29 protein-coding genes and 1 tRNA gene are annotated in these 24,015 nt (G+C 34.9%); 25 read left to right on the forward strand and 5 right to left on the reverse strand.

Going from position 1 to position 24,015, the window contains the following annotated elements; all coding sequences use genetic code 11:
• Positions 1 to 89: 89 nt before the first annotated feature.
• From mce to AOB46_RS18610, 3 genes are all read left to right on the forward strand, one after another.
• Positions 90 to 488, forward strand: coding sequence for a methylmalonyl-CoA epimerase (gene mce, locus AOB46_RS18600; RefSeq protein ID WP_062702185.1), 399 nt, complete (start codon positions 90 to 92; stop codon positions 486 to 488).
• A 62-nt stretch (positions 489 to 550) separates the two neighbouring features.
• Positions 551 to 624 (forward strand) — tRNA-Ile (locus AOB46_RS18605).
• Positions 625 to 738: 114 nt separating this feature from the next.
• Positions 739 to 1,977: a tyrosine-type recombinase/integrase gene (locus AOB46_RS18610; RefSeq protein ID WP_062702187.1), complete on the forward strand. Its 1,239-nt coding sequence runs from the start codon at positions 739 to 741 to the stop codon at positions 1,975 to 1,977.
• Between the two features lie 105 nt (positions 1,978 to 2,082).
• On the opposite strand, the gene AOB46_RS18615 is transcribed toward AOB46_RS18610, so the two are convergent.
• The 5 genes from AOB46_RS18615 to AOB46_RS18640 form a co-directional block, all read right to left on the reverse strand.
• Positions 2,083 to 2,367, reverse strand: a complete 285-nt coding sequence (locus tag AOB46_RS18615; RefSeq protein WP_062702189.1) for a hypothetical protein — start codon at positions 2,365 to 2,367, stop codon at positions 2,083 to 2,085.
• A gap of 120 nt (positions 2,368 to 2,487) precedes the next feature.
• Positions 2,488 to 2,919 carry a hypothetical protein gene (locus AOB46_RS18620; protein WP_062702191.1) on the reverse strand — a complete coding sequence of 144 codons (432 nt, stop codon included), beginning with the start codon at positions 2,917 to 2,919 and terminating at the stop codon, positions 2,488 to 2,490.
• A 44-nt stretch (positions 2,920 to 2,963) separates the two neighbouring features.
• On the reverse strand, positions 2,964 to 3,305 hold the full coding sequence (locus AOB46_RS18625; protein ID WP_062702248.1) for a hypothetical protein: 342 nt from the start codon (positions 3,303 to 3,305) through the stop codon (positions 2,964 to 2,966).
• A gap of 419 nt (positions 3,306 to 3,724) precedes the next feature.
• Positions 3,725 to 4,366, reverse strand: coding sequence for a DUF3560 domain-containing protein (locus AOB46_RS18635; protein WP_062702195.1), 642 nt, complete (start codon positions 4,364 to 4,366; stop codon positions 3,725 to 3,727).
• 54 nt (positions 4,367 to 4,420) lie between these two features.
• The gene (locus AOB46_RS18640) at positions 4,421 to 4,630 is read right to left on the reverse strand and encodes a hypothetical protein (protein WP_062702197.1); all 210 of its coding nucleotides are present in this window, start codon (positions 4,628 to 4,630) and stop codon (positions 4,421 to 4,423) included.
• A gap of 100 nt (positions 4,631 to 4,730) precedes the next feature.
• Between AOB46_RS18640 and AOB46_RS18645 the strand changes: the two genes are divergently transcribed.
• From AOB46_RS18645 to AOB46_RS18760, 22 genes are all read left to right on the forward strand, one after another.
• Positions 4,731 to 4,943, forward strand: coding sequence for a hypothetical protein (locus AOB46_RS18645; protein WP_131724420.1), 213 nt, complete (start codon positions 4,731 to 4,733; stop codon positions 4,941 to 4,943).
• 510 nt (positions 4,944 to 5,453) lie between these two features.
• Entirely contained in the window at positions 5,454 to 5,798 is a 345-nt protein-coding gene (locus AOB46_RS18650) for a DUF2493 domain-containing protein (RefSeq protein ID WP_062702200.1), read from the forward strand.
• A gap of 335 nt (positions 5,799 to 6,133) precedes the next feature.
• Positions 6,134 to 6,688: a hypothetical protein gene (locus AOB46_RS18660; protein WP_062702205.1), complete on the forward strand. Its 555-nt coding sequence runs from the start codon at positions 6,134 to 6,136 to the stop codon at positions 6,686 to 6,688.
• Positions 6,688 to 8,043 carry a terminase gene (locus tag AOB46_RS18665; protein ID WP_062702206.1) on the forward strand — a complete coding sequence of 452 codons (1,356 nt, stop codon included), beginning with the start codon at positions 6,688 to 6,690 and terminating at the stop codon, positions 8,041 to 8,043. Before AOB46_RS18660 ends, AOB46_RS18665 begins: the two co-directional genes overlap by 1 nt.
• Before the next feature lie 42 nt (positions 8,044 to 8,085).
• Positions 8,086 to 8,496 (forward strand): hypothetical protein, encoded by a 411-nt coding sequence (locus tag AOB46_RS18670; protein WP_062702207.1) that lies wholly within the window; start codon positions 8,086 to 8,088, stop codon positions 8,494 to 8,496.
• A 465-nt stretch (positions 8,497 to 8,961) separates the two neighbouring features.
• Complete coding sequence (locus AOB46_RS18675) at positions 8,962 to 10,368, forward strand: phage portal protein (RefSeq protein WP_206542265.1); 1,407 nt, start codon at positions 8,962 to 8,964, stop codon at positions 10,366 to 10,368.
• Positions 10,365 to 10,694: a hypothetical protein gene (locus tag AOB46_RS18680; RefSeq protein ID WP_062702208.1), complete on the forward strand. Its 330-nt coding sequence runs from the start codon at positions 10,365 to 10,367 to the stop codon at positions 10,692 to 10,694. Before AOB46_RS18675 ends, AOB46_RS18680 begins: the two co-directional genes overlap by 4 nt.
• A gap of 11 nt (positions 10,695 to 10,705) precedes the next feature.
• Positions 10,706 to 11,521 carry a phage minor head protein gene (locus tag AOB46_RS18685; RefSeq protein ID WP_082377246.1) on the forward strand — a complete coding sequence of 272 codons (816 nt, stop codon included), beginning with the start codon at positions 10,706 to 10,708 and terminating at the stop codon, positions 11,519 to 11,521.
• A 56-nt stretch (positions 11,522 to 11,577) separates the two neighbouring features.
• Positions 11,578 to 12,237: an HK97 family phage prohead protease gene (locus AOB46_RS18690; protein WP_062702251.1), complete on the forward strand. Its 660-nt coding sequence runs from the start codon at positions 11,578 to 11,580 to the stop codon at positions 12,235 to 12,237.
• 11 nt (positions 12,238 to 12,248) lie between these two features.
• Positions 12,249 to 13,472, forward strand: coding sequence for a phage major capsid protein (locus AOB46_RS18695; RefSeq protein ID WP_062702212.1), 1,224 nt, complete (start codon positions 12,249 to 12,251; stop codon positions 13,470 to 13,472).
• Positions 13,473 to 13,584: 112 nt separating this feature from the next.
• Entirely contained in the window at positions 13,585 to 13,818 is a 234-nt protein-coding gene (locus AOB46_RS18700) for a hypothetical protein (protein WP_062702213.1), read from the forward strand.
• A 33-nt stretch (positions 13,819 to 13,851) separates the two neighbouring features.
• The gene (locus AOB46_RS18705) at positions 13,852 to 14,319 is read left to right on the forward strand and encodes a head-tail connector protein (protein ID WP_062702215.1); all 468 of its coding nucleotides are present in this window, start codon (positions 13,852 to 13,854) and stop codon (positions 14,317 to 14,319) included.
• A complete protein-coding gene (locus AOB46_RS18710; protein ID WP_062702218.1) occupies positions 14,313 to 14,645 on the forward strand; it encodes a phage head closure protein in 333 nt (110 codons plus the stop codon). The genes AOB46_RS18705 and AOB46_RS18710 overlap by 7 nt, the downstream gene beginning before the upstream one ends.
• Complete coding sequence (locus tag AOB46_RS18715; RefSeq protein WP_062702220.1) at positions 14,626 to 15,075, forward strand: hypothetical protein; 450 nt, start codon at positions 14,626 to 14,628, stop codon at positions 15,073 to 15,075. Before AOB46_RS18710 ends, AOB46_RS18715 begins: the two co-directional genes overlap by 20 nt.
• A gap of 81 nt (positions 15,076 to 15,156) precedes the next feature.
• A complete protein-coding gene (locus tag AOB46_RS18720) occupies positions 15,157 to 15,579 on the forward strand; it encodes a hypothetical protein (RefSeq protein WP_131724421.1) in 423 nt (140 codons plus the stop codon).
• Positions 15,569 to 16,048 (forward strand): phage tail tube protein, encoded by a 480-nt coding sequence (locus AOB46_RS18725; protein ID WP_062702224.1) that lies wholly within the window; start codon positions 15,569 to 15,571, stop codon positions 16,046 to 16,048. The genes AOB46_RS18720 and AOB46_RS18725 overlap by 11 nt, the downstream gene beginning before the upstream one ends.
• A gap of 2 nt (positions 16,049 to 16,050) precedes the next feature.
• Entirely contained in the window at positions 16,051 to 16,410 is a 360-nt protein-coding gene (locus tag AOB46_RS18730; RefSeq protein ID WP_062702226.1) for a hypothetical protein, read from the forward strand.
• A 321-nt stretch (positions 16,411 to 16,731) separates the two neighbouring features.
• On the forward strand, positions 16,732 to 19,557 hold the full coding sequence (locus AOB46_RS18740) for a tape measure protein (RefSeq protein ID WP_062702230.1): 2,826 nt from the start codon (positions 16,732 to 16,734) through the stop codon (positions 19,555 to 19,557).
• Positions 19,547 to 21,751 carry a hypothetical protein gene (locus tag AOB46_RS18745; protein WP_062702232.1) on the forward strand — a complete coding sequence of 735 codons (2,205 nt, stop codon included), beginning with the start codon at positions 19,547 to 19,549 and terminating at the stop codon, positions 21,749 to 21,751. The genes AOB46_RS18740 and AOB46_RS18745 overlap by 11 nt, the downstream gene beginning before the upstream one ends.
• Before the next feature lie 34 nt (positions 21,752 to 21,785).
• Positions 21,786 to 22,280, forward strand: a complete 495-nt coding sequence (locus AOB46_RS18750) for a phage tail tube protein (RefSeq protein ID WP_062702234.1) — start codon at positions 21,786 to 21,788, stop codon at positions 22,278 to 22,280.
• Positions 22,281 to 22,284: 4 nt separating this feature from the next.
• Positions 22,285 to 22,917 carry a hypothetical protein gene (locus tag AOB46_RS18755; protein ID WP_062702236.1) on the forward strand — a complete coding sequence of 211 codons (633 nt, stop codon included), beginning with the start codon at positions 22,285 to 22,287 and terminating at the stop codon, positions 22,915 to 22,917.
• A 230-nt stretch (positions 22,918 to 23,147) separates the two neighbouring features.
• Positions 23,148 to 24,015, forward strand: an 868-nt coding sequence (locus tag AOB46_RS18760) for a hypothetical protein (protein WP_131724422.1), incomplete at its 3' end; no start/stop codon positions are given.

Raw genomic sequence — 24,015 nt, forward strand, 5'->3', positions numbered from 1 at the left:
TTGTGCAAATTTAGTACTTTTGTTTGAATTGATACCTGAAATTTAGCTCGGGTATCAAATTTACGATTTAATTATATTTATTAGTATTTATGAAGCTAGAACATATTGGTATTGCCGTAAAATCTTTAGGCGTTTCTGACGACCTTTTTGCCAGGCTTTTAGGAAAAGAATCCTATAAACAGGAAACTGTGGAAAGGGAAGGAGTGGTTACTTCCTTCTATGAGACCGGAGAAAGTAAAATAGAGCTTCTGGAAGCCAGCAATCCGGAAAGTCCGATCTCTAAATTTATTGATAAGAAAGGCGAAGGTATCCATCACCTGGCTTTTGGCGTAGAAAATATCCTTGCAGAGGTTGAAAGGTTAAAAAAAGAAGGGTTCCAGTTTATCTCGGAAGAACCGAAAGAAGGTGCTGATAATAAATTAGTTGTCTTCCTTCATCCCAAATCTACCAACGGAGTGCTGGTAGAATTGTGTCAAGAAAAGCAATAAAAAATTTTGTAGTGAAATAAATTTTGCTATTTTTGCAGTCACAAAATTTAACCAAGTTTTGAGGTCCTATAGCTCAGTTGGTTAGAGCACCTGACTCATAATCAGGTGGTCCCTGGTTCGAGCCCAGGTGGGACCACTATCTCAGAATCCTTTCCCACAACGGGATTCTGAGATTTTATACAAGCTTTAACAAAGGTAGAATGACAATGAAAGTCAACTTTAAGGGCAACTTTAAAAACATTCTACCAAAATGAAAAACGAAAGAAAGAAACTTCTAAACGGTTGTTCCAGAACCGCTGTTTTTATTTCCCCAAAGAAATACAAAACATTTACTGCAAAATCAAACTATCCTAAACAATGGTTTATTCAATGTAGATTCTTTGATCCTTTGTTTGAAGATCAATACCCGGACGGTTATCCATACAGGGTTAAATTTTCGGATGACAAACTTCAGGATCTGAAAGTCAAGGCCGAAATATTTCTTGAAGAAATGGAACTTAGATTAGACCAACAGAATTTTAATCCCATTACCAAAGTTTATATGAGTGATCATGTAGGTGATCTACATCCAAATTTAGACTTGGTTTCTGCACTTGAAGAATCTCATAAAAAGTTAAAATCGTCTTGGTCGGCTGATCATAGTAAGGAAGTAAAACGAAGTATTAACCATGTAAGAAAACATATACTTACGATGCGGTTTTCTGATATTCTTATTAATGAAGTAAAGACGTGGCACCTTAAAACAATTTTAGACGCAATGAATTTACCCGACGTTTCATATAATCGTTTCAGAAGCTACCTTCAATCATTGTTCAAAGAATTAACACAATACGGATGCTGCGATTATAACCCAGTTGATAATATTTCAATAAAAGCCGAAACAAAACATATTCGTGAAGTAATAACAGAAGAAAGGCTTACATATGTTTACAAGCATCTTCAAACAAAATGTTATTCTTTTTTTAGATATGGGAAAATATTCTTCTATTCCGGGGGCCGGTCAACAGAATTCATGCAATTGCAGAGAAAGCATGTTGATTTGGAAAATCAGGAGTACCAAGTTTTAATTAAAAAAGGAAAGCGGAAAACATGGGTTAAGAAAATTATTATTCCTGCAGCTGTTCCTTACTGGAAAGAAATTCTGGCACTGTGTGAAACTGAAGAAGATTATTTATTTTCAAAAGGTCTTATTCCTGGTGAAGCACCTATCAGCGCAAAGCAGATTTCCCGCCGGTGGAAAAGGCATGTAAAAGATTCAAAAGAGATTAAAGATAGCGAAGGTAACATAATAAAAGTTACAGAGGATTTTTACAGCTTGAAACACTTATTCCTTGATATTCTGGATGAAATGCAGACTACACCAATTATTCCGATCGCCGGTAAAGCTCAAAGAATGGGCGCACATACAACACCTAAAACAACAGGCATATACACTACCGGAAGGGAAGAAAGAAAAAATAATGATCTAAAGAGATTGATGATAAGTTAATATTTAGGGATGTCGCGTTTCACGACATCCCCTTTTACTATATTCGCTATTAAATGGCTAAAATTTTTTGACCCAAAAAAGGCCCTCTTATGAGGGCTTTTTGTTCTATATCCATTCTGTTTCAACGTTAGAATAAATAAGTTTGATTTCTTCAGTACTGATAAACAAATGGTGTTTGTTTTTTCTATTGTTTATCAGCCATCTTTTTGCAGAATTACCGATGCTTTTTAGGTCGGTTTGAAAATTTTCATATTCTCTTTTAAAATTACTTAGTTCTTCTTTGTCGGAGACTTCTTGAACATAATGTTCTAAGATCTGTTCTTTTGTCATTTCTAACAGGGCAGCTGCTGTTTCTGGATATTTTTTTTGAAAGTCTGAAAAATTCTTCATCTTTTTAATCCCTCTATTGTTGCGTCGAGGGTTCGTTTAAATTTTTTAATGCTACCAAGATATTAACACTTAATATCAAAACATTACGGGAAACAATAAATTGCCTTACAAAATCGAATATTATCCCGCATTTAAAAAATCTCTAAAATCTCTATTAAGTTCATAGGTTAGAAAATAGTAAAAAAACAAAGCCTTTACAGATTTATTCATTTTACGTTCCCTAGAAAAAAATAAACTTATAGATGATTTATCCAGTGCTAACTGGGAAACTAAATCATTGGTGTTTAAGCCAAATTCTTTCATTTTATCCTGAATCCAATCAATAGAAATTTCAGATACATTTAAAGAATATCTAACTGGTTGTATTTTCCATTCCGGGAATACCTCTTTTGCCCGGTCAATAAGTTCTTTTTTATTTAAAATATATCCGTTGATAATTTTCACCTGGGTAATTTTTACGGTATCTTCAGATATGAGTTCAATGTCTAATCCTACCTTTTTGTAATTCTGAATAGAATTAATTTGTTCTTTTGTTAAACTAGTTGTAGCCATTTTTGTGGGTTGTTAAAAAACAAAGGGGCGGGGCGCCCCTTTTGTTAAATTCTAATCTCTTTTAAGTTTGTAATATCAAATATTGCTATTTGCTGTTCTTGTCTTCCATATTCTATTGCTTTTTCAAGTTCTGAATTTCTAAAAATCCTAATAGAATCGAAGTAAAATCTGCCATCTTCAACATTTAGCCATCCTCCTACTATTTTGCCATTTTGTAATGCGTGTTTTATTACCTTTTCTAAGCTTTCCTTATCAAAGGAATTCTGCGTCTCTAAAGCTGCAACAGCTATTCCAAATTTAACAGGCTTTAAAGTCTCTAGATTTAAGGTAAAACCATCCGGGTTGTTTATTGAGTACTCCCAAACTCTCTCAATTAAATTTTTCATTTTTGATAACTTTTTTGTTTTTCGTTTTTTTAAAGAACCCCTTTGCTTTTCTTTTTCAAAGATACAAAAAAGTTTGCGAATAGCAAACAAAAAAACAAAAAAATATTATTTTTCTTTTTTTAGCTTCATAATCTCGTTTTTGAGTTTTCTATTTAATTTTTTTAGTCTAAAATTGGCCTTAATTAAATCATCTTTGCTACGATTGCAATTGTCAAGCATTTTCATGTATTTAACTATTAATTTGCCCGATTCCCTTAATTCCCATAGTAATAAACCAATAGGAATAATCAAGACCAAAAAGAGGCTTAATAATAATATTAGATCTGTCATAGGCAGTAAATTTAATTGTTAGTATTTATTATAAATTATGGCAATCCGTAAAAAAATGAGCCTTTTTATAACCTGCTCAGGTTGAATATTTAGGACCAAAGTTTTTTTGCTAGATCTAAATTTTTTTGAGCTTCTTTGACATCTCTATTTGCGTATTGTAAACTCATTGAGTGGCTTCGGGCAATAGTTCCGGATTTCATTCCCTCATGCTGAATTTTGGCCGCTTCTAATTTGAATTCATAGTATTCTATACTTTCAGGCATTGATAAATTAATATCCTTTGCCCTTCTCTCCCAGTATTCGGCTTTGCTTTCGTGTGTGGTGGCTTTTTCTGAAAATTCAACCGCTTTGCCCATTCTGTTCCAGTTTCTTTCTATTAAAGCTCTGTGCTTTTTTTCGCTATGGTGGCCAACTTTAATAGGCTCCCCAAGGCTTAAAAAATCTTTTCCCTCCTGAGAGGCTTCATAATATTGATTGCTTTTACTTTCTGCTGCTGCTGCCCAGTTGTTATATCTTTTTACTTTCGCTTCTGCTCTTGTCTGAGCATTTGTGCCGTCTGCTCTGATTATTGAATAAAAGAAAAATCCGTCTTTCTCATAAATAAGGTTGAAAACCTCACTCGCATTTTCTTTACCGTATTTGGTAGTAACATTAATTATGTCGCCTTTTGCGTGTCTTTCTGTGCATTTTGCTAAAAAAACGTTAGCAGCGTATTTACTGTATGTATTCATAATGAAAATTTAAAAAGTTATATATTTTGAAAAAGTGGGGCCGAAGCCCCTGGGTTACTTGTTTCTGTCTAAAAATTTTCCTGCTTCTGCTTTTGCTAACCATAGAGTTGAGTGCATTCTGTCGTTTAATCTTATTCCGTTGTTCTCTGTGGCGAAGAAGATTCTTTTTGTTCCGTCTTTTTTGTATTTAAAGATGTCAACTACTTCTCCTGTTTTAGCGCTTTTAAGACTGATAGTTTTTTTTAGTTTTGTGTAGGTTGCCATAATGTTTGTTTTTGTTGATACAAATGTAAAACAATTATTTTACATATGCAATACTTTTGTAAAACTTTTTTATTACATTTTTTATTATTACATTTGCATTATGACAGTAGAAGAATTTTTAAAAACAGAAAAAGCGGTAAACCTTGCGCCAATAGCTGCAAAGATGTACCCCAATAATAAGAGTGCTAATACTTATCTTGTAAATAAGCTTAATAACAATGATAATAGGAAATTTACTGAGAAGGATGCAGAACTAGCATTGAATGCTTTAAAAGAGTTGTCAATAAGAATAATAGAATTAACAATAAAGTAAAACAATAGCTTTACTTTTAGATTTAAAATCAATGTGCTAATTATAGCGTGTATTTCATTTATCTAATTGTAAAGTTAGATTAATCTAATAAATTTTATTATAAATATCTAATTATTGATTTTTTTTATTAATTTTGTAGTGATCAATGATGATATTGACAATCAATACTTATTAAACTAAACGCACATGAAGAAGGTTTATTTTTGGGATTGTGTAGTGGGTGATGTTGCAAGGCGTTTGGTTTTTATTAGATAGGTTGAATGCTATGGTGCGCAGGGTAACCTGTTATATATAAGAACATGGCGTAAGATAGGCGCAAGCTGGGGAAGATAATCCGATTTATCCGGAGTGAGGCGATTACCCTTTACAGACACCAGCAGTAATTGTACAGGTATCGAATCCTGTTGTTCTTTTTAGAGTGATTTAATGCAGTGGTACTTTTTTCATTTCAATGCATATATAATTTCCTGCCCCGCTGCTTTAGAGTAGCGGGTTTTTAATTTAATATAAATGAAAGTTATTATTGCCGGAACTAGAAAATTTGAAAATTACTCTTTATTAAAAGAGCGATGTGACTATATACTACGGAATTGTAGCGATGTAGAAATAGTTTCAGGTGGAGCTAAGGGAGCAGACCTGATTGGAGAAAAATATGCAAATGAAAAAGGTTTCAAGCTAACTAGGTTTCCTGCAAATTGGAAATTAGGCCCTAAAGCTGGGCCAATCCGGAATCATCATATGGCTGAATATGCAGATGCGTTAATAGCTTTCTGGGATAAAAAGAGTAAGGGGACCTTAAACATGATAGAAGCAGCAAAAAAACACAAGCTTAAAATTAGAATTATAACCATTTAATTTAATGTTGATGGCAAAGATATTCAGAGAATGCTTTCTTTTGGATATATACAGAATCATTCAGATAAAAGCAGAAAAGACACGTTTAGATTAAAATCAGTTTAATAATGGAAAAGACAGGCGTGACGGGAAGTGTGGTAAATGAGCTAGAAGTAAGGGAGCGAAATTATGAGCACCGATTAAGAGCTGTTAAGAACCTGAAAAAGATGAAACAGATTGAATGCACTTGGATAAGGGTTTCTGTTCAGCTAATGAGTGACGGGTGTATCATTGCAAGGTATACGCCAGTAAATAAAAAGCGAATAAAGTCGCGAATCCAATAAAACAAATGCAAGATGGGACGAAAAAAGAAGGTTGAAGAAAACACAGGTCGGACACCTGACGGGAAATTTGCTGCAGGTAATAAAATATCTGTAGGTAATGAAGGAGGTATTGAGAGTAAGTACAAACCGGAATATTCAGAGCAGGCTTACAACTATTGTTTATTAGGGGCAACAGATAAACAGTTGGCCGAATTCTTCGATGTTTGTGAGGCCACAATAAATAATTGGAAAAAAGATTATCCGGAGTTTTTAGAGGCGTTACGCGCAGGTAAGGAAGTCGCAGATATTATGGTTGCAAAGTCCTTATACCAAAACTGTATGGGTGCTATTACTACAACACAGAAAGAAGTGAGAATTAAGCAGGTAGACCCAAAAACGAAAAAGCTAATTGACAAAGTCGAGATTGTAACCCTTCAGGATCAATTACCGCCGGATACCAATGCAATTAAGTTCTGGCTTACTAACCGACAGAAAAGCATGTGGAGTATTAAAAATGAGACTAAAGTTTCTGGCGACCCTGAAAACCCTATTGCTGTAACTCAGATTACTGGAATGGTAGTAAAATAATGGTTTTAGAATTTGACACGAAAGGCAATGAAAAGCAAAAGCTTTGTGCTCAGAAATGGATTGACAACGTTACTGAGGAAATAAGCTATGGAGGAGCAAAAGGAGGGGCGAAATCTTTTACCGGGGTTTCTCTTGTTTTCGGTGATGCTTTAATATATCCAAAGACCAGGTATTTTATAGCTCGTAAAAAGCTTAATGATCTAAGAAAACACACTATACCATCAATTCATGAAGTATTTGAGAAGTGGGGCCTTAGTTCGGATATGTATAAGTTTGATGGCAAGGATAGTATTTTCAAGCTTTACAATCAAAGCGAGGTACTATTAATAGATGCTAAATATCTTCCATCAGATCCGGAATATCACAGGTTCGGGTCTATGCAGATGACAAGGGGTTGGATTGAAGAAGGTGGAGAGTTTGAGCGAGCAAGTTATGAGAACCTTAAAATTTCAATAGGTCGATGGAAAAATGATGATTATGATCTATATAAAAAATTACTAATAACCTCTAACCCATCTAAGAATTTTCTTTACAAAGACTTCTACCTTCCAAATAAAAACGGAACACTCCCGGATTGGAAATGCATGATTCAAGCCTTACCCTATGACAATAAAATGCTTACAAAAGGGTATCTGGAAAACTTAGAAAGAACACTTAAAGGAAACGCTAAGAAAAGGCTTTTAGGTGGTGAATGGGAATATGATGATGATCCGACTGCTTTATGTGATTATGAAAGAATATTAGAACTGTTCAGTAATAATCATGTTCAAAGAACCGGAAAGAAGTACATAACAGCTGATATAGCTCGTTTTGGTTCCGATTTGGCAATTACTGGGGTTTGGGATGACTGGGATTTATTCGAGGTTTATATTCTTGAAATAAGCAAGACCACGGAAATACAGCACCTAATCAATACTTTAAGAATTAAACACCAAATACCAAAAAGCCAATGTATTGCTGATGAAGATGGTGTCGGGGGCGGTGTTGTAGATAACTGCGGTATTTATGGATTTGTCAATAACTCAAAAGCATTAAAAGAAAAGGTTCAAACATTTGGCGAAAAAGTGGAAGTCCCTAACTATCAAAATTTACAAACGCAATGTCTTTACAGGTTAGCTGATAGAATTAATAAAAGCAACATATATATATCTGCAAGCCTACAAGATAAATACAAAGACATGATTGTGGAAGACTTGGAGAATATAAAGTCTGACAATACAGATTTGTCAAAGCTTAAAGTTATAAAGAAAGAACAGATCAAAGACATTACAGGTCGATCTCCTGACTTTAGAGATATGATGTTAATGAGAGAGTGGTTTGAATTGGAACCAGAAGTTAAAGGATTCGCATTTTAAATTTTAAAAAAATCAAAATATCAATAACTAAAAATAAACAAGATGATAACAGAATTAAGAAAAGGTAATTACGTAATTGGTGAAAGTGGAAGAGTAGTCAGGATAGATGGCTTCATGCAAGAATCAATCTATATGAAGGTAGAAGATGAACGTGTAAGGCATATTGTACATAAAGTAAAATATTGTAACCCTATTCAATTAACAAATGATATTCTAATGAAAAGTGGATTTATCCAGACTGGTCATTTATTTTCTTTTGATTTAGGAGAAGGTTTTAAAATTGTTTACAATGATGCTTTAAAAAATTGGCATGTAAGCATCCATTCTACAACTACAGCTTCTATCAATGATATAAAAGGGTTTCATTCTCTACAAAATATTGTTAATTCGCTTACAGGTAAAGAGATAGAAGCGAACTTTTTAATCCAAAAGAGTTATGGCAACAAGAGGTAGAAAGGTAAAGTATAATTCTAATCTACTAAATCCCTCAAAAAACCAATTATGAATAATAAAGGCAGGAGAAACGAACTTGCACAATTGAAATATAAAAAACGGCTTAAAATGTACGGATTAAAACCGGGTGATCAAAACACCGCTTTAAAGTCTCACAGCGTCCCGTGTAGCTGCGGTATGTGTAGATCAGAAAAATATAGAGACACAAAACGTCAGAAAAATAAAAATATTGACTTTGAATAATCAAATATTAAAATATGAAATATATAGTTGTGGGTATAGCCCTATTATTAGCCGTAATAAGCGGAATGTATTTAGCGAAATCAATTTTCATTAAATTTGACATCTACAGTTTTTCTGGAAGTTGTTTGTATATGGCTGCTTTCTTTTCGCTATTATCTTATGGACAAACTAAAGAACGTAATTGATAAATTTTCACTATATTAGAGAAAAATGCAGTAGGCAATGGCGAAGGGTAATATTATAAGCATGATCGGGAATGCTTTCAGTCAGGTGAAGTATGAAAACCTTGTTAATAAATCTTTCTTTCAGTTTATTGGTGGACAGAAAGCCCAATATGATTACAAGGACGAAACGTATTTAAAAAAAGGGTATGCAACGAACCCGGATGTGTTTGCTGTCATAAATCAGATGTGCGACAAAACAAAAGCGGTTCCCTATGCTGTTAAGAAAATCAAAGACGGTGTTAACTTTAGAAAACTTCAATCACTAAAAACAGCGACAAACGGCCGTTACTCTACCAAACAGCTTGCCGATGCTTTAATATTAGAACGAAAGGCATACGAGGATAAAGAAATGGCTTTCCCCCTTGAAAAACCTAATCCAAACCAGACATGGGCCGACATTCATGTTTTATTTAAGCTATTTTTCAGGGTTACTGGTAATGCATATTTATTCATGGCATGGCCTGATGATGGCGAAAACGCTGGCATACCTCAATTGTTATATGTGCTTCCAAGCCATAAAATGACCATCGTTTTAAAGAAAAATGCAGATCTACTTTATGATGAAGACCCAATTGATTACTACATGTTACGTGATGGTGATCAAAATATTAAATTTCCAGCAGAGCAGATTATCCACATAAAAACAGCTAATCCTTTCTTTGATCTAAATGGCTCACATTTATACGGCTTATCTCCTATAAGGGCATTATTAAGAAATATTGAATCATCAAATGAAGCTTTGAACAACAATGTTAAGACAATGATCAACGCTGGTGTGTTTGGTTTCTTTTCTGGAAAGAATCAAGCTTTAGACCAAGATCAGGTGGAACAGATGAAACTTAAACTCCATGAAATGGACAAAGATCCGGGAAGGCTTGCCAGGATTGCAGGTTTTTCTTTGCCTTTAGAGTTTACTAAGATGTCTTTAAATACTGATGAGCTACAACCTTTTGAATTCCTTAAACACGATCAAAAAGCCATTTGTAATGTTTTGGGCTGGTCAGATGCCTTATTGAATAACGATGATGGTGGTAAATATGATAAACAAAAAGAGGAAAGAAAACGAGTAATTACAGACAATATACAGCCGGATCTTATTCTTTTTGATGAAGCAATGACAGATAAATTCATAAGAAGGTTTAAAGGTTATGAGGCTGCGGTATGGGAGCATGATATATCTGAACTGCCGGAAATGCAGGAAGATTTCAAAATGATGCTTGAATGGATGGAGAAAGCGTATTATACACCGAACGAAATAAGGGCGGCAACTAAAGCGGAGACCCTTGATATTGAAGAAATGAATGTGCCTTGGATTGACGGTGGTAAAAAACGAATTGATGAGGTAGGAATTACCGCATCAGACGTGCAAAAATCTTATGAATACTTAAAAAATGATATAGTATGATAACAAAGAAAATGGTGATTGAATTTCATAAACAAAGATTGGAATCAACAGCAAAAATTATCGAAACTTTACGTGAGTTAAAGAAAACTAATTTAACTACTCATCTTATAGACTGTGAAATAGAAATGCAGGAAGGTGAACGTGATTTTACAATTGAAACGTTGTCATTTCTTCAGCAAGAAGATAATGAAGACAATGTAATTGTTTTAGGTGAAAAAAAAGGAAATGAAGTGAGATTCAGAATTAAAGAATGTGATCCGCTTAATGTACTAGATAGAGTGAAGAAAAAAGTTAACGTTCTAGATCATAGAAGCCCGTCTAATTAGCCAGCTAAATAATGTCTGATCAGGTTTACAATTCCTATATTCTACACTTCAACGCCTACATGGCTAAGGCGTTGAAATTGCTTATACCTGAATTCCGCAAACAGCTTAAAAGAATACCCTTTGATAATTTAAGCTTTGGAAGCTCAACAGCCTTGATTATGCTAAATTTTGATAAAGAAAGCATGCGAAAGGTTTTGTATAAGATTCACTATACAATAGGCCGAGCATATGGCTATTATTCAGCCCAACAATTAAGAAAAGAGAATCCTATCCAGGAAAAGAAATGGAAGCCGTTGCCTTTTTTCAATGAAGCATTTCAGAAATTTCTATTGGACTATTACCGAGATAAAGGAGGTGAATTGATTGTAACTCTATCTCGCACCATGGCTGAAAGGGTAACGCAGGATATTATATCCGGAACGTTTGAAAATGAAACAGTAGAACAGATGCGAGACCGGATGATGAGAACGGTAAACGATCCTAAGTATTACGAATGGATGTGTATGAGAATCGCAAGAACCGAAACAGGCTTTGCAATGAATGCCGGACAATATACCGCTGGTGATGTATCGGGTGTTTTAATGGAAAAAGTCTGGATTGCGAAAAGAAGCGGACACAGACGTGATGAGCATCAACGTTTAGATGGTAAAACCGTTGGTCCAAAAGAGTATTTTAAGCTTTCTGGAGGGGTTGAATTACGCTTTCCGTGTGATAGGGATGGCAAAGGCAGCAGAAAGGCAATAGGCAAACAGGTGATAAATTGTGCCTGCACTTATGGTTTTCGACCAGTAAGAGACGAAAACGGTCGATTAATTTTTACAGAATAATTTTTGTAATTAAAATAAAATAACTATATTAGAGATTATGACGAGGTAAAATGGAGATGGAATTAAAACAATTATCTTATAACTTAAAGGATTTAGACGAAACCAAAGGTATTGTTACCGCTTACGCAAACGCGTATGATTTTGAAGATTCAGATGGGGATATTTCAGCAAAAGGATCTTTCGATAAAACTGTTTCAGAAAATTTTAAAAGAATCCGTGTCTTAAAAGATCATAATCCGCGCGAGATGATCGGTGTACCTATTGCCATAGATACAAAAGATTCGTTTGGACTACTCACAACAACTCAATTTAACATGAATAAGGACCTCGGTAGAGATATGTTTACCGATGTTAAGTTAATGCATGATAACGGGCTAAATGCAGAATTGTCAATTGGCTATAAGGCTGTAAGACGTGATGAGCGAAAAAAATCAATTATAACAGAATATAAGTTGATGGAGTATTCTTTTCTTTCCAGTTGGGGGGCTAATGAACTGGCGACTGTTCAGGGTATAAAGTCTATAAGAAGTACTTATGGAATACTTGAATTAATAGAAAAGTCTTACAATCTAAACTATTCTGATTCTAGGCTAAGACAAATTGAATCAATTTTACAAACTTTAACCAAAAACACTCAGGAAGAACCGGAGCCGTCTAAAGTTGACACCCCGTCTTTTGAGCCGTTGTTAAATTCAATAATTAATTTTAAATTTTAACATTCTACAAGATGGACGAAAAACAAATTTTAGAGGCTGTTGAGGCGAAAATGTCAGAAGCAAAACAGCATATTGACACAAAAACTGCTGAAACTAATAAGGTTTATGAAGGTTTAAAGCAAGACTATGCTGGACTTGAACAAAAGTTTAACGAACTAAAAGAAAACGGGGCTTCTGCTTCTGATCTGAATGCTTTACAAAAGCATATAGATACTCTTGACATGAAGATGAAGGGGCAAATTAATAAAGACGCAGAAAAAGAATCTTTCGGGGCTGTTCTTGAAAAAGAAATGCTTTCTAAATCTGATGACATTGCGAAGTTTGAACGTAAAGAAATCAAGTCTTTCAACCTAGAGCTTAAAGCCGTTGGAGATATGACTACTGCCAACGTAACTGGTGGTAACAGATACGGCCAAGTCATGGCGGATGGCATCAGAATGAATCCCAATAGAAAGGTTCATATGAGAGATATTCTGCCAGGTGGTACGGTTGGAGCTGGCAACTCGTTTACTTTCATGCGTGAAAATGGAAACGGAGAAGGAGATCCAGCCCCAGTAGTAGAAGGCGCAACTAAAGCACAATTCGATTTAGATTTGATCGAATCTACAGTACAGATTGAAACAATTGCTGGATGGTTAAGAATTTCAAGAAAGATGCTTAATAACGTGCCAGGAATGATCTCTTACTTACAACAAAGACTGCCTGAAAAATTCCTAAGAGTTTTAGATGCTCAGATACTTTATGGCAATGGCACTACTCCTAACCTTAAAGGAATTTTGACAGCTGGTAACTTTGTTACATCAACAGCAACTGCAGCTGCTCCACTGATTGAAAAAATCATCGAGGATATTTCTTCATTAGAAGACACTTACGAAAGAGACGCAAACGGAATTCTGTTAAGGCCAAAAGATTATTTATCTTTCTTCCTGAATAAAGCTGCTGGGTCTGGTGAATATGACTTACCGCAAGGGGTTACATTTGTTAACGGACAACTTTACGTATTAGGGATCCCGGTTTGGGCATCTACTGCAATTAATTCTCCTGACTACATTGTGGGTGATTTCGATATGGGAGCACAACTGTTAACACAGGAAGGAATGAGAATTGAATTTGCTGAACAAGACGGGAATAACTTTACTCAAAACAAGGTTACAGTACGTATTGAAGGTAATTACGCCCTTCCGGTGTATGGGCCTGATTACTTCATTAAAGGAAATTCAACGGTTTCTGTGTAGCTTATGTGGTTCTACTTATTATCATAAATTTATCGCTCCTTTTTTGGGGCGGTTTTTATTTGAATTTTAATTGAAAATCACTATATTAGAGAATAACAATAAATAAAAAAGTATGTCAAAAATCAAAATGATACAGCCAGCACCTGATAAAGATGATAATAGTAAGATTTATGAAGTAGGTCAGGTTCTAGATTTAGGAGCGGAAAGAAACAGAGCTGCAGTTAATAGACGTCTTGCAGTATGGATTAATGAAGAGGGTTCTGAAAAAATTTCCTTACCAACCGATAAAAAGAAAAAGGTTTCAAAGGCTGGATCAGCCATAATTGAAACTAAAAAAGCTAAATGATGCCTTGGGATTTAGAAAATAAAACGGAAAATTATGGCTAATAGTTATAATCATGTGCTTTCGGTTGATGAGGTGAAGCGTTATTTAAGATTAGAGCCTGAATTTATAGATGATGATCCCGATTTGGAAAGAATGATTGCTTCAGCTTTTGGATATATTGAAAAGCAGACAAATCATATATTCCGGCCTCAGGATAGAACATATCGAAAAAGCTATTCTGATAATATCAATATCTATGATTACCCAGTTAATACTACAGTTTTTCCAGATAATGCAGTCCCTTTACATTATCCGGGATTCATAAGATTCTGCAATCAAGATTCGATCACGGTAAATGTTGGGTACACTTCTAAAGAAGGTGCGCCCGCGGAATTAATAGAATGCGCCTTACAAATGATCAAGGTTTTTTATTACGAAGCTGAAAAGAATGTAAATACTACATTACTACCGGAAAATGTAAAACAGATTATAGATACAAATAGACGCTTTATCATATGTTAGCAAGGGAATACAACAGATTGATCGAGATATGGAATAAAACGCATGTTCCTGACGGTTTCGGGGGTAATTTGCCACAAGATGTGTTTGTGAAAAAGATTTGGGCAAAAATAACTACCAATGCAGGCGGTAAATTTATTGATTTTGGAATTCAGCAGTTTGTTAATCCGGTTGTGTTTTCTGTTAGAGATAAGAAAAATGACATTTCCTATACTGAAAACTATTTTATTAAATATCAGGGAAAACAGTTTTTTATTAAAGGTATTAACCCTAAAGGATTAGATAAGATGGAACTTAATTTATTGTGTGATGAGGGTAAGGGGTTATAAAGAAACATTGGCTGCTTTGAAAAACTTTGGACGTGATGGAGAAAACCTCATTAAAGATATTACGGTTTCAGGCGGCCATGAAATAGCAGAAAAGGCAAAAGAAAACTTTAGGAATGTTGCTGATGGATTAGATCCTACAGGAACAATTATGCGATCAATAAACTTCAAGCCGGAAAACAATGGATTTAAAGCCGTTATTTCCGTTAATCAGTTACCAATGGGGGCATATATTGAATTCGGAACCGGCGTATTTGTTGAGGTTGATCCGGAATGGAAAGATATTGCATGGCAGTTCTATGTAAACGGTATGGGACAGTTGCATGCGCACCCCTATTTTTACCCTGCATTCGATGAAGGTAGGGAAAAATATATGCGTGATCTTAAAGATGCTTTAGAGCATCTAACAAGAAGATATAATTCACGACGATAAAGTTATTTTTTATAGTTTTTTCATTTTAGTATTCCTTAATTGATTTTATTTCACTATATTAGAGGTAATGAGGCTGGAATTATGATGAAGAATCCTGATAAGTGGTTAAGAAAGTATTTCAAAGATACTCTTTCAAACATGATAGTGAACGGAATACCCGTTAAACTATACGACGCTATGACCCCCAACAAAGACACGGCAATGATCATTTTATCCACTCAAAGTGGATCAGATCAGCGTAATAACAAATGTTCGCTTGACAAGATGCGTGATATTAATATTGATGTTATCACCAGGTATGCCGGAAATGTTGGAAGTAGGGCTTTTTTGGATGATATTATTGAGGAAATTTTAAAAAGAACTGAAAAAATAACAGTTGAAAATTTCATTGTTCAATATTATAACAAGTCCTATCCGCTTGATTTAAATCAATCAACTTCAACTGAAACGATTTTTAGAAAAATAATTAAATATTCATTAAAACTTACAGAAGATGGCAGGTAATCAAACATTACTTGGGTCAAATGAATTACTGTTCATTTACGGCCCTATTAAAAATGCAGAAGGAACAACAGTAGCAGCAAATTACTTTCCAATAGGCTGCCTTACAACAAATGACTTGAATGAAACAGTAGAATTAAATGATGGAACAAAGACAAAATGTAATTTGTCACCAGACAAAACTTACAATGGCTATAACTATCAGATTAATTTTGAAGCTGTTGCGATGGAGGCTGACGGATTAAAAGCTAGTCATGACGCTGTTTCAACAATTATGATGGATGCTTATAAAAATAATAAACACATTTTTTGGAAAATTGAAACGACGTTAGCTGATGATACTAAAGAAACTAAATTTGGAAAAGGTTTTTTAAGTAACTTATCAAGAACTGCACCGGTTGAAGGAGAGATTACTTTTTCAGGAACCATTGATGGAAGTGGAGAAATTTCTAATACAGATTTACACGTTTAATTATGAGGAAGATTAAAATTAATATTGGGGGAAAAGAAAGGGTCGCTAAACTTGGTTTAGGCTTTTTGGAGCAACTTACAAAATCTGAAAACATATCAATTATTGATTTTTTAAAAAAATTTGAGACTGAAACCTTATTCATCTTACCAAAGATGCTATTTCACTCAATTTCTTATAATGATAAGATTGAAGGTTTAGAAATTGATTATAAATTATCAGATGTTTATGACTGGGTAGATGATTTAGGCATCCAACATGAAACTATCATTAATTTTAATTCAGCGTTTGCTGAATCAATCAGAACTCATATACCGAATGAAGAGGGAAAGAAAGTTCCACAGAAGAAAGTGGAAAAGAAATAAACTTTGATCGCGACGTTATTTCATATGCGTTAACTGAGCTTAATTGTCCCTCCTTAGATTATGTTTTAGATATGACATGGAGGGAGTTTCAATTACGAAGCTTGGGATATGTTAGAAAAACAAATGATCATGATAGTAGGCAATGGTTACACACGCGCGAAATATCTTATAATGTATTAGTAGGTTTAGGGGTAATTAATCCGAAGAAATTGCCGATAGAAAAGTTTATGCCAATTGGCGAAAATGGTTCAAAGCCAAAGCCAAGGGGTATTACCGAAAGAGGGAAGGAGTTATTAATGAAGGCGATAAAACAAGCGGTAAATGGCGGATGATTTACAAATATCGATAGGTGCTGACCCGTCCGGATTGGGGCGGGATTTAGCAAGAGCACAGGGGATGATCTCTAATTTTGCAAGCCAGGTACAAAGAATTGGCGAAGCAGGGGAGGCATTATCAAGCTTAGGGCAAAAATTAACTGTTTCATTAACATTGCCAATTGTAGGCTTAGGAGCGGCAGCGATAAAAGCATATGGAGAACTACAGGCTTTAGAGCTTGGAATTGAATCTGTTGCAGGTTCTGCCTCATATGCCGCTAAGGAAATGGAGGACTTAAAAGAAATTGCCAAATTGCCGGGGTTAGGACTTAAAGAAGCTGCCAAAGGATCTGTCGGACTTCAGGCAATTGGATATTCTGCTGGAAATGCAGAGAAGATTTTAAAAGAGTTTGGAAACGCTATTGCCACTGTAGGAAAAGGGAGGGTTGAATTTGAAAGGGCCATTTACGGTGTCCAGCAGTTAGCAAACACCGACTTTCCACTAGGTGAAGATTTGAATATTATTAAGGATGCCCTTCCCCAGGTATCTACCTTATTAAAGGCTGCTTTTGGTACATCAAGAACAGAAGATCTTCAAAAATTAAAAATTAGCTCTCAGCAGGTAATGGAAGTGATCATTGACGGTCTTGGAAAATTACCTAGAGTTTCTGGTGGAGTTAAAAATGCATTTGAGAATTTAAAAGATTCAATGCAACAAAGCCTCGCAAGAATTGGGGAGTTGATAGATAAGAATTTCGATATTTCAGGTATAATAAATAAGCTTACTGATTTAATAGATAAAGCTATTTCTAAATTCGAGGGGCTAAGTAAACCAGTTCAGGAACTCGTATTGATATTTGCTGGATTAGCAGCAGCTACGGGGCCTGTATTGTTAGGAATAGGTGGTATTTTAGCTTTATTGCCAACATTAGTTAATGGCTTTGTCGCAGTACGAACAGCTGTTGTTGCATTTAACACTGCGATGCTTACTAATCCTTATCTAGCGGCCGGAGCGGCAATATTATCATTAGTTTCCGCATTTGCTATTTATAAATCATCTGTTGAAACAGCAGCGGACCGCACTGAAAGATGGAATGAATCTTTAGACGCGGCAAGAGCAAACGCAAGAGTGGAGATTTCCAATTTAGATGCCCTGTACAAGAAAACTCAGGACCATACAATAGCCTTAGAAGAAAGAAATGCTGCTGTAGATCAGATTCAAAAGGAATATCCGTATTATTTTGCAAATCTAACTGACGAAGCAATTAAAGCAGGTCAGGCAGCCGGGCAATATAAAGAATTAAGAGCCGCTATTTTAAACGCTTCCTTAGCACGTGCCGCACAGAAAGAACTGGACACAAGGTCGGAAGCAGCTCTTAAAAGAGAACTGGAAGTAAGGAAAAAATTCACAGCTTTATATCAAATACAAAAAACTAACAATTCAGAAGCAATAAAAGGCTTTATTAAAGATTATGAAAACGCCTTAACTACTTCGGAAAAATTATTAGGAGGTATCGCGAACCCATTTGCAAATTCCGCTTTACAAAGTGATGCTGAAATAAAAGAAGCAGCAAAGAGAGCTGCTAAAAGTCTACTTAACTCATTTACATCCGAATTAAAAGCCGCTAATCTAGAAAACAAGCCTTTACTTGATATGCTGAAAAGAGGATCGCAAGATGTTGAAAATCTTGATGTCCCTGCAGCAAATAATTTTCTACCTGGTCTTACGAAAGTAAAAAAAGAAACTGAAAAACAATTGTCTGAAATATTTCCTAAGGGATCTATAGCGGAGTTACAACAACGGGCTGATTTATTAAAAAAGGCAATATACACATCAGTTAATGACATTGTTAAAGTAAGAGGTTTAGATAAATTTGGCAAAGAAACAGACAAAAAGGGACAGCCATTTTTTACAGGCGAAACGCTAAGTTTGCAGGATGCAAAAAATCAACTAGAACAACTGTTAGCTCAAATATCTTTATTAGAGGTAAAGCCTCCGCAAGTAACAGCTGATTTTAAAATATTTAGAGAAACATTCGCCAATGAAATCGAAGGTTTAAAAAAATCTGCATCAGATATTGATTTTGATTTCACCGGAAATACTAATCCTTTTGAAAAAATTACAAATAATATTAATTCATTAGCTGTATCAATTGGAAAAGTACAAAATTTCAATAGTTCAATTTCAACAACTCTACGGCAGATGAGCACTGATGTGTCATCAAGTATTAATACTATTGGTGATTCTTTTTTGTCATTACCTAAAACAATAGGCTTTGGAATTGATAGTTCAAAAATAAAAGCGCAAGAATTAACCAAGCTTACAGAACGTTTTAACTCTGATGCTTCAAATTTATTAAACCAAGAAGTAATAAATGGTGTTTCAAATGCAATGGGCGCATTAGGAAATACAATAGCAGCAGGCGGGAATGTTGTTGAAGCTCTCGGAATGTCTCTTCTTTCATCAGTAGGATCAATTTTAATAGAATTAGGAAAGCAAGCTATTGCAGCGGGTGTAGGATTATTAGCAATTACGACGGCTTTAAAATCTTTAAATCCATACGTTGCATTAGCTGCAGGAGCAGCATTAATTGCTTTAGGATCTGTAGTAAAGGGTAGTGTTAGTAAGATAGGCTCATCAATGGGTTCGGGCGGTTCATCAGGATCAGTCTCAACATCTACTGGGGCTAATTATTCTGGTAACACCTATTCATCAAATTATACTTCGGGCGGTTCTTCAAATAATGAAGTTATTTTTAGGATATCCGGAAGTGATTTAGTAGGAGTTTTAAATAGAGAAAATCAAAAAAATAATAGATTAAATGCCAGTTAAAATATACTACCAGCCAAATACTATTTCGCTAACTTACAATATAGCAAACGAGATTTTATCCGGTGATACAGAGTTTATAGTAAGATTAATATTCTTAGAAGTGAACCCTGTAATACCAGATGAAGATGAAATTGAACTAACAACTGATAGTGTATTTTTATTAACAAAGACAAAAATTCCCAATATACCAGATGTCGGCTCAAAAGTAACAATTGAACTTAACTCTACATTAGATGTAGGACTGTACAACTATACAATTGAAGGAAATTCGCCTTATGCAGATAACACCATTTCGATACCCGTCAATCTTAAAGTTATCAATTCTACTGATGATGTTGATCCTGTAGATATAGTTTATAAGATCAAATATAAAATTGAACAAACTGATTTGAATGGCAATTTGATTGTTTGTGAAATTCATAAGGCCGGTTATAACGGTGTTACAATTCCTATCCAGGGAACTATAAAACACAATTACCAAGAAAAAAATGATCATTTTGAACCTATAACAGCGAGCAATTTACAGATTGAATTAGAATCAAGTTTAGACTTTAATTTAACTGAATTATATTCTGAAGATGAATATGAGTATAAGGCAGTTTTAAAGAGGAACAATCGCATTATTTTTTCCGGATTTATAAAACCTGACGGGATATTTGAAGACTATGTGTATGATAAATGGGTATTATCGATCGACGCTTATGATGGACTATCGACGTTGAAAAATATGGCTTTTACGAATAAAAATGGCAACAGGTTCACCGGGAATTATTCAGGGATTGATATAATTTATAATTGTCTAATAAAAACAGGTCAGAATCTTCCTATATTAATAAACTGTGATGTTTATTATGAGGGCTTTTTAGGTTATAATAGTATTTTTGATTATATATTTTTTAATACCGAAAGATATTTTCAGAACCCTGAAGAACCTATGGATTGCGAAAGTGTGTTAAAGTCAATTTTACAGATTTTCAATTGTTCAATTATTCAAATGTCTGGAAATTGGGTAATTTATCGCAGTGTAGACGTTTCAGAAATAATGATTTTTTATAAATACGTCGATGGAATTTTCTCAGAAGTAAATTCTTATTTCCCAAACGTGGTAGTTGGCAGCCAAATAGAAGGTGCTCCACGATTCCATTGTGAGGGAAATCAAAAGAAAAGCATTTCTCCAAGTGTTCAAGTTTATAGAATATTGTATGAGTATGGAGGTGCAAAATCTATTTTGAAAAATCCAGAGTTGAAAATAGAAGGTTCTGGTCTTGATATTCCAGGATGGGTTGTTGATAATTTAGATGGCCGTGTGGTACGAAATCCCAACGGTTCTGGTGTAGATTCTCAAACCAATTGGTTTGAAGGCGAATATCCAACATTACTCAGGCTGGCGCAAGATATTGATATTAGTCAGGGAGCGGTATTTAAACTCCTGATTAGATATTCAAATGATAATGAAAACTCTGTCGGCATAAGATATTCCGTCGCTGTAGGCAATCAATGGTTGAATGAAGATGGCAGTTGGTCCACTGCCGGAGGTTCTATTTTTGTTAATAATTCCAATGGAATTTATGACCCTCCTTACCATAGATACACTGGAAAGGGTGAGGCGGTATTAGAAGCTTCGATTAAGGCTCCAACAAGTGGTAAATTAAACATTATCATTTATCGAGATGTACATAGGTTAGGTGGTGGACGTTTTAAAGTTTTTAGTATATCATTGTCGGGTACTAATGAAGGTGATATAAAAGGAAGGGTTTACACAGCACAAAGGACTAGGAAAAAATCTACAGTAACAAAGCCAAATATAACCGTATACAATGGGGATAGTCAGTCGGATTTATTTGTTGGAACCATTTATAAACCTGATGAAATTCCAACCTCTAAATGGTATAGAACTGGAAAAGTAGAATCTAAAGAATTATTAGAGATCAATACCGAGGACAATTTGAGAATTGCGCCTAGACCTATGGGTATTTTTGATGGTGATGTGATGGGGTATTTACCTTTTTTAAGCATGTTGTCATTTAATAATATTCAAGGCAAATATTTACCTATGAAATATTCTTACATATGTTCATCTAATATAGTTCAGCTTTCCAGTAGGGAATATTCTTCAGATTTTTTAGACGATTCTGAATTTTATGTAGACATAAAAAACAACTATGAAAATGAAACAAAAGTGACAATTGTTTGAACAATTTTCACTATATTAGAGAAAAGGAGGTATAATGGATCAGATCAGAGGAGAGGAAAACCTTTTTTACATCAAAAAAAACAACACTTGGGTTCCAGTCGCATGCCTGATTTCAAGTCCTGTTTCTGAAGAATCAGAAACCATAAAAACAACTACTCGTGATAATGCAGGCTGGAATACTAACCTGCCAACAAATCAAAGCTATTCAATTGAATTAAATGGAATAATGATCAAGGATGATCTGGACAGCGGTAATAATATAATTTCTTATCGTGAATTAAGATCATACAAACGTAACCGGGTGCTGATAGAGTGGATGCGAAAAACATTGTCAGGATGGTATGTTGATTCCGGAAGGGCGCATATTACCGCTATTTCAGATTCAGATACGGCTGGTGAGTTTATTTCTTTTAATGCCACGCTATTAGGATATGGAAAGCCAGAAGAATCGACAGACAAGGTTTATTTACTTGGTGACAATGATGGGGAAATTTTAGGTGATGATGATAACACAGTAATAAAAACTTAATAAAATGGGAGAACCAATTAATCCGGATTTAATAATTATAAAAAACACAAAAGAATTAGATTATAATAATAATCCGCATGATTTACTCGCTGCTAATTCCGAAGGTAAATTAGTAAAAACAGATTATGCCGCTTTAAAGTCGGCTATCGTAACTGATTCTAAAGGAGAAGCTACTCCATTAAGCTCGCCAACTCCGTGGGCTCCGGGAGATGCTGATCTTTATGAAAAATGGGATGTTAAAACTGCTGGAACTTATGTAAATTTCAAAGACGCTAGTAACACTGCGTTAGTAGTTACGACAGATCCGGACTTAAAAAATAACTTCGTTCAGATTTGGGTTAAAAACGGAGTTTCACAAAAAGTTTTATCATTAAAACCAATTAACGTTGCACAAACGGTTTTTGATCCAAACAATGACATCAATCCGTCAACAATGAAGGCGGCTGCCAGCAGATGGGATAAAACCATTCAGGTCTTAGATTCATTTGTTAATGCGCAAAAAACAGAGGAATTAGAAATTTCAATGCCTTTAGCTGGTGAGACAAGCGGAGCGTATTTGTCTACTTCAGCGGCTCAGGTTCCTGAAACAGATTCAGCGAATGGAATTATAACAATGGCGGAACTGACCGGAACATAAAAGTAGGAGGAAATAATGCGGAGTTCACCCATGTTATTGATAAGACTGCGCAGCAATATATATATTCCAGATATAAAGGTTCAACATCAGTTCCTTTAAAAACGCAATTTTTTAAATCTCGATTAGTTCCAGATATTAAATTGGACGCAGTAAAAGAAATGATTGAACCCGCTAGAACAGTTTTAGATTCATTTATTAATCCAACAGAAACTATATGGCAGGAAATAATCATGCCATATTCAGGGGAAACAGACGGACAATATCTAGACGCTAATAAAAATGCATTTCCTGCGGCGGCTTGCGCATTTGGAATGATCCCTAATACAGAGTTTGGGACTGAATGGACGATGCTTAAGGTAGTAGGTAATTTCAATCTTCTTGGCACAAACGGGCTTCATCTTTATCGGTATAGACCATCAGGAACAACGCCAAATCTGTTGGTAGGACTTAAGGGAGCGTCAGCTGAATACATTTATAATCTTGATTCTACGTATACTGGATTTGGATATTCAAGAGTAAAAGGTGAGCTTAAGTTCTATAAAGGCAAAGTCGTAAAACTTGCTCCGAGCTTAGATTCTGTTAAAAATTTCATGCTTGCCAACAGCGCAAAATCGAGACATAGATTTATAGATGCCTATACTGAATATAATGTGAAAGCATCAAACACAGCAGTCGTTAATACTACGAATTTAAATGAAGCAATTAAAGCAGCTTATAACGAAAGAATTCCGGTTATGCTACCAACTGGTAATATTAAGCATAATGGAATAGAATATATGCCAGGTGTTCAGATTTATGGGACGGGCCCCGGGACAGCACTATGGAATGAAGGAGGTACTTATGGAATTCGTTGTTTGGACCCCTATAACACTAATGAATATCGTCAGGGAGGCGGATTGTACAATCTTGTACTGTATGGAAACAATGTCGCTAATGTAGGAATTGATTTCCGGAATATGTTCTTTATAGACTTCCGGAGTGTAATTTTCATGAAGTTCAAAGTTTGGTCTGTTCGACTAACTGGCGTTATGGGGCATACATTTGATTATTGTGATGTTCAGGATGCTGGCTTTAATATTCTTACAAGCGATCAAAGTG

The organism is Chryseobacterium indologenes (assembly GCF_001295265.1).
Classification (GTDB): Bacteria; Bacteroidota; Bacteroidia; order Flavobacteriales; family Weeksellaceae; genus Chryseobacterium; species Chryseobacterium indologenes_A.

Coding starts and splice junctions, on each gene's coding strand:
- AOB46_RS18650 (WP_062702200.1), top strand. CDS start 5,454: ATGAAAGTTATTATTGCCGGAACTAGAAAATTTGAAAATTACTCTTTA.
- AOB46_RS18635 (WP_062702195.1), bottom strand. CDS start 4,366: ATGAATACATACAGTAAATACGCTGCTAACGTTTTTTTAGCAAAATGC.
- AOB46_RS18715 (WP_062702220.1), top strand. CDS start 14,626: ATGAGGGTAAGGGGTTATAAAGAAACATTGGCTGCTTTGAAAAACTTT.
- AOB46_RS18640 (WP_062702197.1), bottom strand. CDS start 4,630: ATGGCAACCTACACAAAACTAAAAAAAACTATCAGTCTTAAAAGCGCT.
- AOB46_RS18645 (WP_131724420.1), top strand. CDS start 4,731: ATGACAGTAGAAGAATTTTTAAAAACAGAAAAAGCGGTAAACCTTGCG.
- AOB46_RS18745 (WP_062702232.1), top strand. CDS start 19,547: ATGCCAGTTAAAATATACTACCAGCCAAATACTATTTCGCTAACTTAC.
- AOB46_RS18690 (WP_062702251.1), top strand. CDS start 11,578: ATGGAATTAAAACAATTATCTTATAACTTAAAGGATTTAGACGAAACC.
- AOB46_RS18720 (WP_131724421.1), top strand. CDS start 15,157: ATGATGAAGAATCCTGATAAGTGGTTAAGAAAGTATTTCAAAGATACT.
- AOB46_RS18660 (WP_062702205.1), top strand. CDS start 6,134: ATGGGACGAAAAAAGAAGGTTGAAGAAAACACAGGTCGGACACCTGAC.
- mce (WP_062702185.1), top strand. CDS start 90: ATGAAGCTAGAACATATTGGTATTGCCGTAAAATCTTTAGGCGTTTCT.
- AOB46_RS18695 (WP_062702212.1), top strand. CDS start 12,249: ATGGACGAAAAACAAATTTTAGAGGCTGTTGAGGCGAAAATGTCAGAA.
- AOB46_RS18620 (WP_062702191.1), bottom strand. CDS start 2,919: ATGGCTACAACTAGTTTAACAAAAGAACAAATTAATTCTATTCAGAAT.
- AOB46_RS18705 (WP_062702215.1), top strand. CDS start 13,852: ATGGCTAATAGTTATAATCATGTGCTTTCGGTTGATGAGGTGAAGCGT.
- AOB46_RS18680 (WP_062702208.1), top strand. CDS start 10,365: ATGATAACAAAGAAAATGGTGATTGAATTTCATAAACAAAGATTGGAA.
- AOB46_RS18710 (WP_062702218.1), top strand. CDS start 14,313: ATGTTAGCAAGGGAATACAACAGATTGATCGAGATATGGAATAAAACG.
- AOB46_RS18610 (WP_062702187.1), top strand. CDS start 739: ATGAAAAACGAAAGAAAGAAACTTCTAAACGGTTGTTCCAGAACCGCT.
- AOB46_RS18730 (WP_062702226.1), top strand. CDS start 16,051: ATGAGGAAGATTAAAATTAATATTGGGGGAAAAGAAAGGGTCGCTAAA.
- AOB46_RS18700 (WP_062702213.1), top strand. CDS start 13,585: ATGTCAAAAATCAAAATGATACAGCCAGCACCTGATAAAGATGATAAT.
- AOB46_RS18670 (WP_062702207.1), top strand. CDS start 8,086: ATGATAACAGAATTAAGAAAAGGTAATTACGTAATTGGTGAAAGTGGA.
- AOB46_RS18755 (WP_062702236.1), top strand. CDS start 22,285: ATGGGAGAACCAATTAATCCGGATTTAATAATTATAAAAAACACAAAA.
- AOB46_RS18615 (WP_062702189.1), bottom strand. CDS start 2,367: ATGAAGAATTTTTCAGACTTTCAAAAAAAATATCCAGAAACAGCAGCT.
- AOB46_RS18665 (WP_062702206.1), top strand. CDS start 6,688: ATGGTTTTAGAATTTGACACGAAAGGCAATGAAAAGCAAAAGCTTTGT.
- AOB46_RS18685 (WP_082377246.1), top strand. CDS start 10,706: ATGTCTGATCAGGTTTACAATTCCTATATTCTACACTTCAACGCCTAC.
- AOB46_RS18750 (WP_062702234.1), top strand. CDS start 21,786: ATGGATCAGATCAGAGGAGAGGAAAACCTTTTTTACATCAAAAAAAAC.
- AOB46_RS18675 (WP_206542265.1), top strand. CDS start 8,962: ATGGCGAAGGGTAATATTATAAGCATGATCGGGAATGCTTTCAGTCAG.
- AOB46_RS18725 (WP_062702224.1), top strand. CDS start 15,569: ATGGCAGGTAATCAAACATTACTTGGGTCAAATGAATTACTGTTCATT.
- AOB46_RS18625 (WP_062702248.1), bottom strand. CDS start 3,305: ATGAAAAATTTAATTGAGAGAGTTTGGGAGTACTCAATAAACAACCCG.
- AOB46_RS18740 (WP_062702230.1), top strand. CDS start 16,732: ATGGCGGATGATTTACAAATATCGATAGGTGCTGACCCGTCCGGATTG.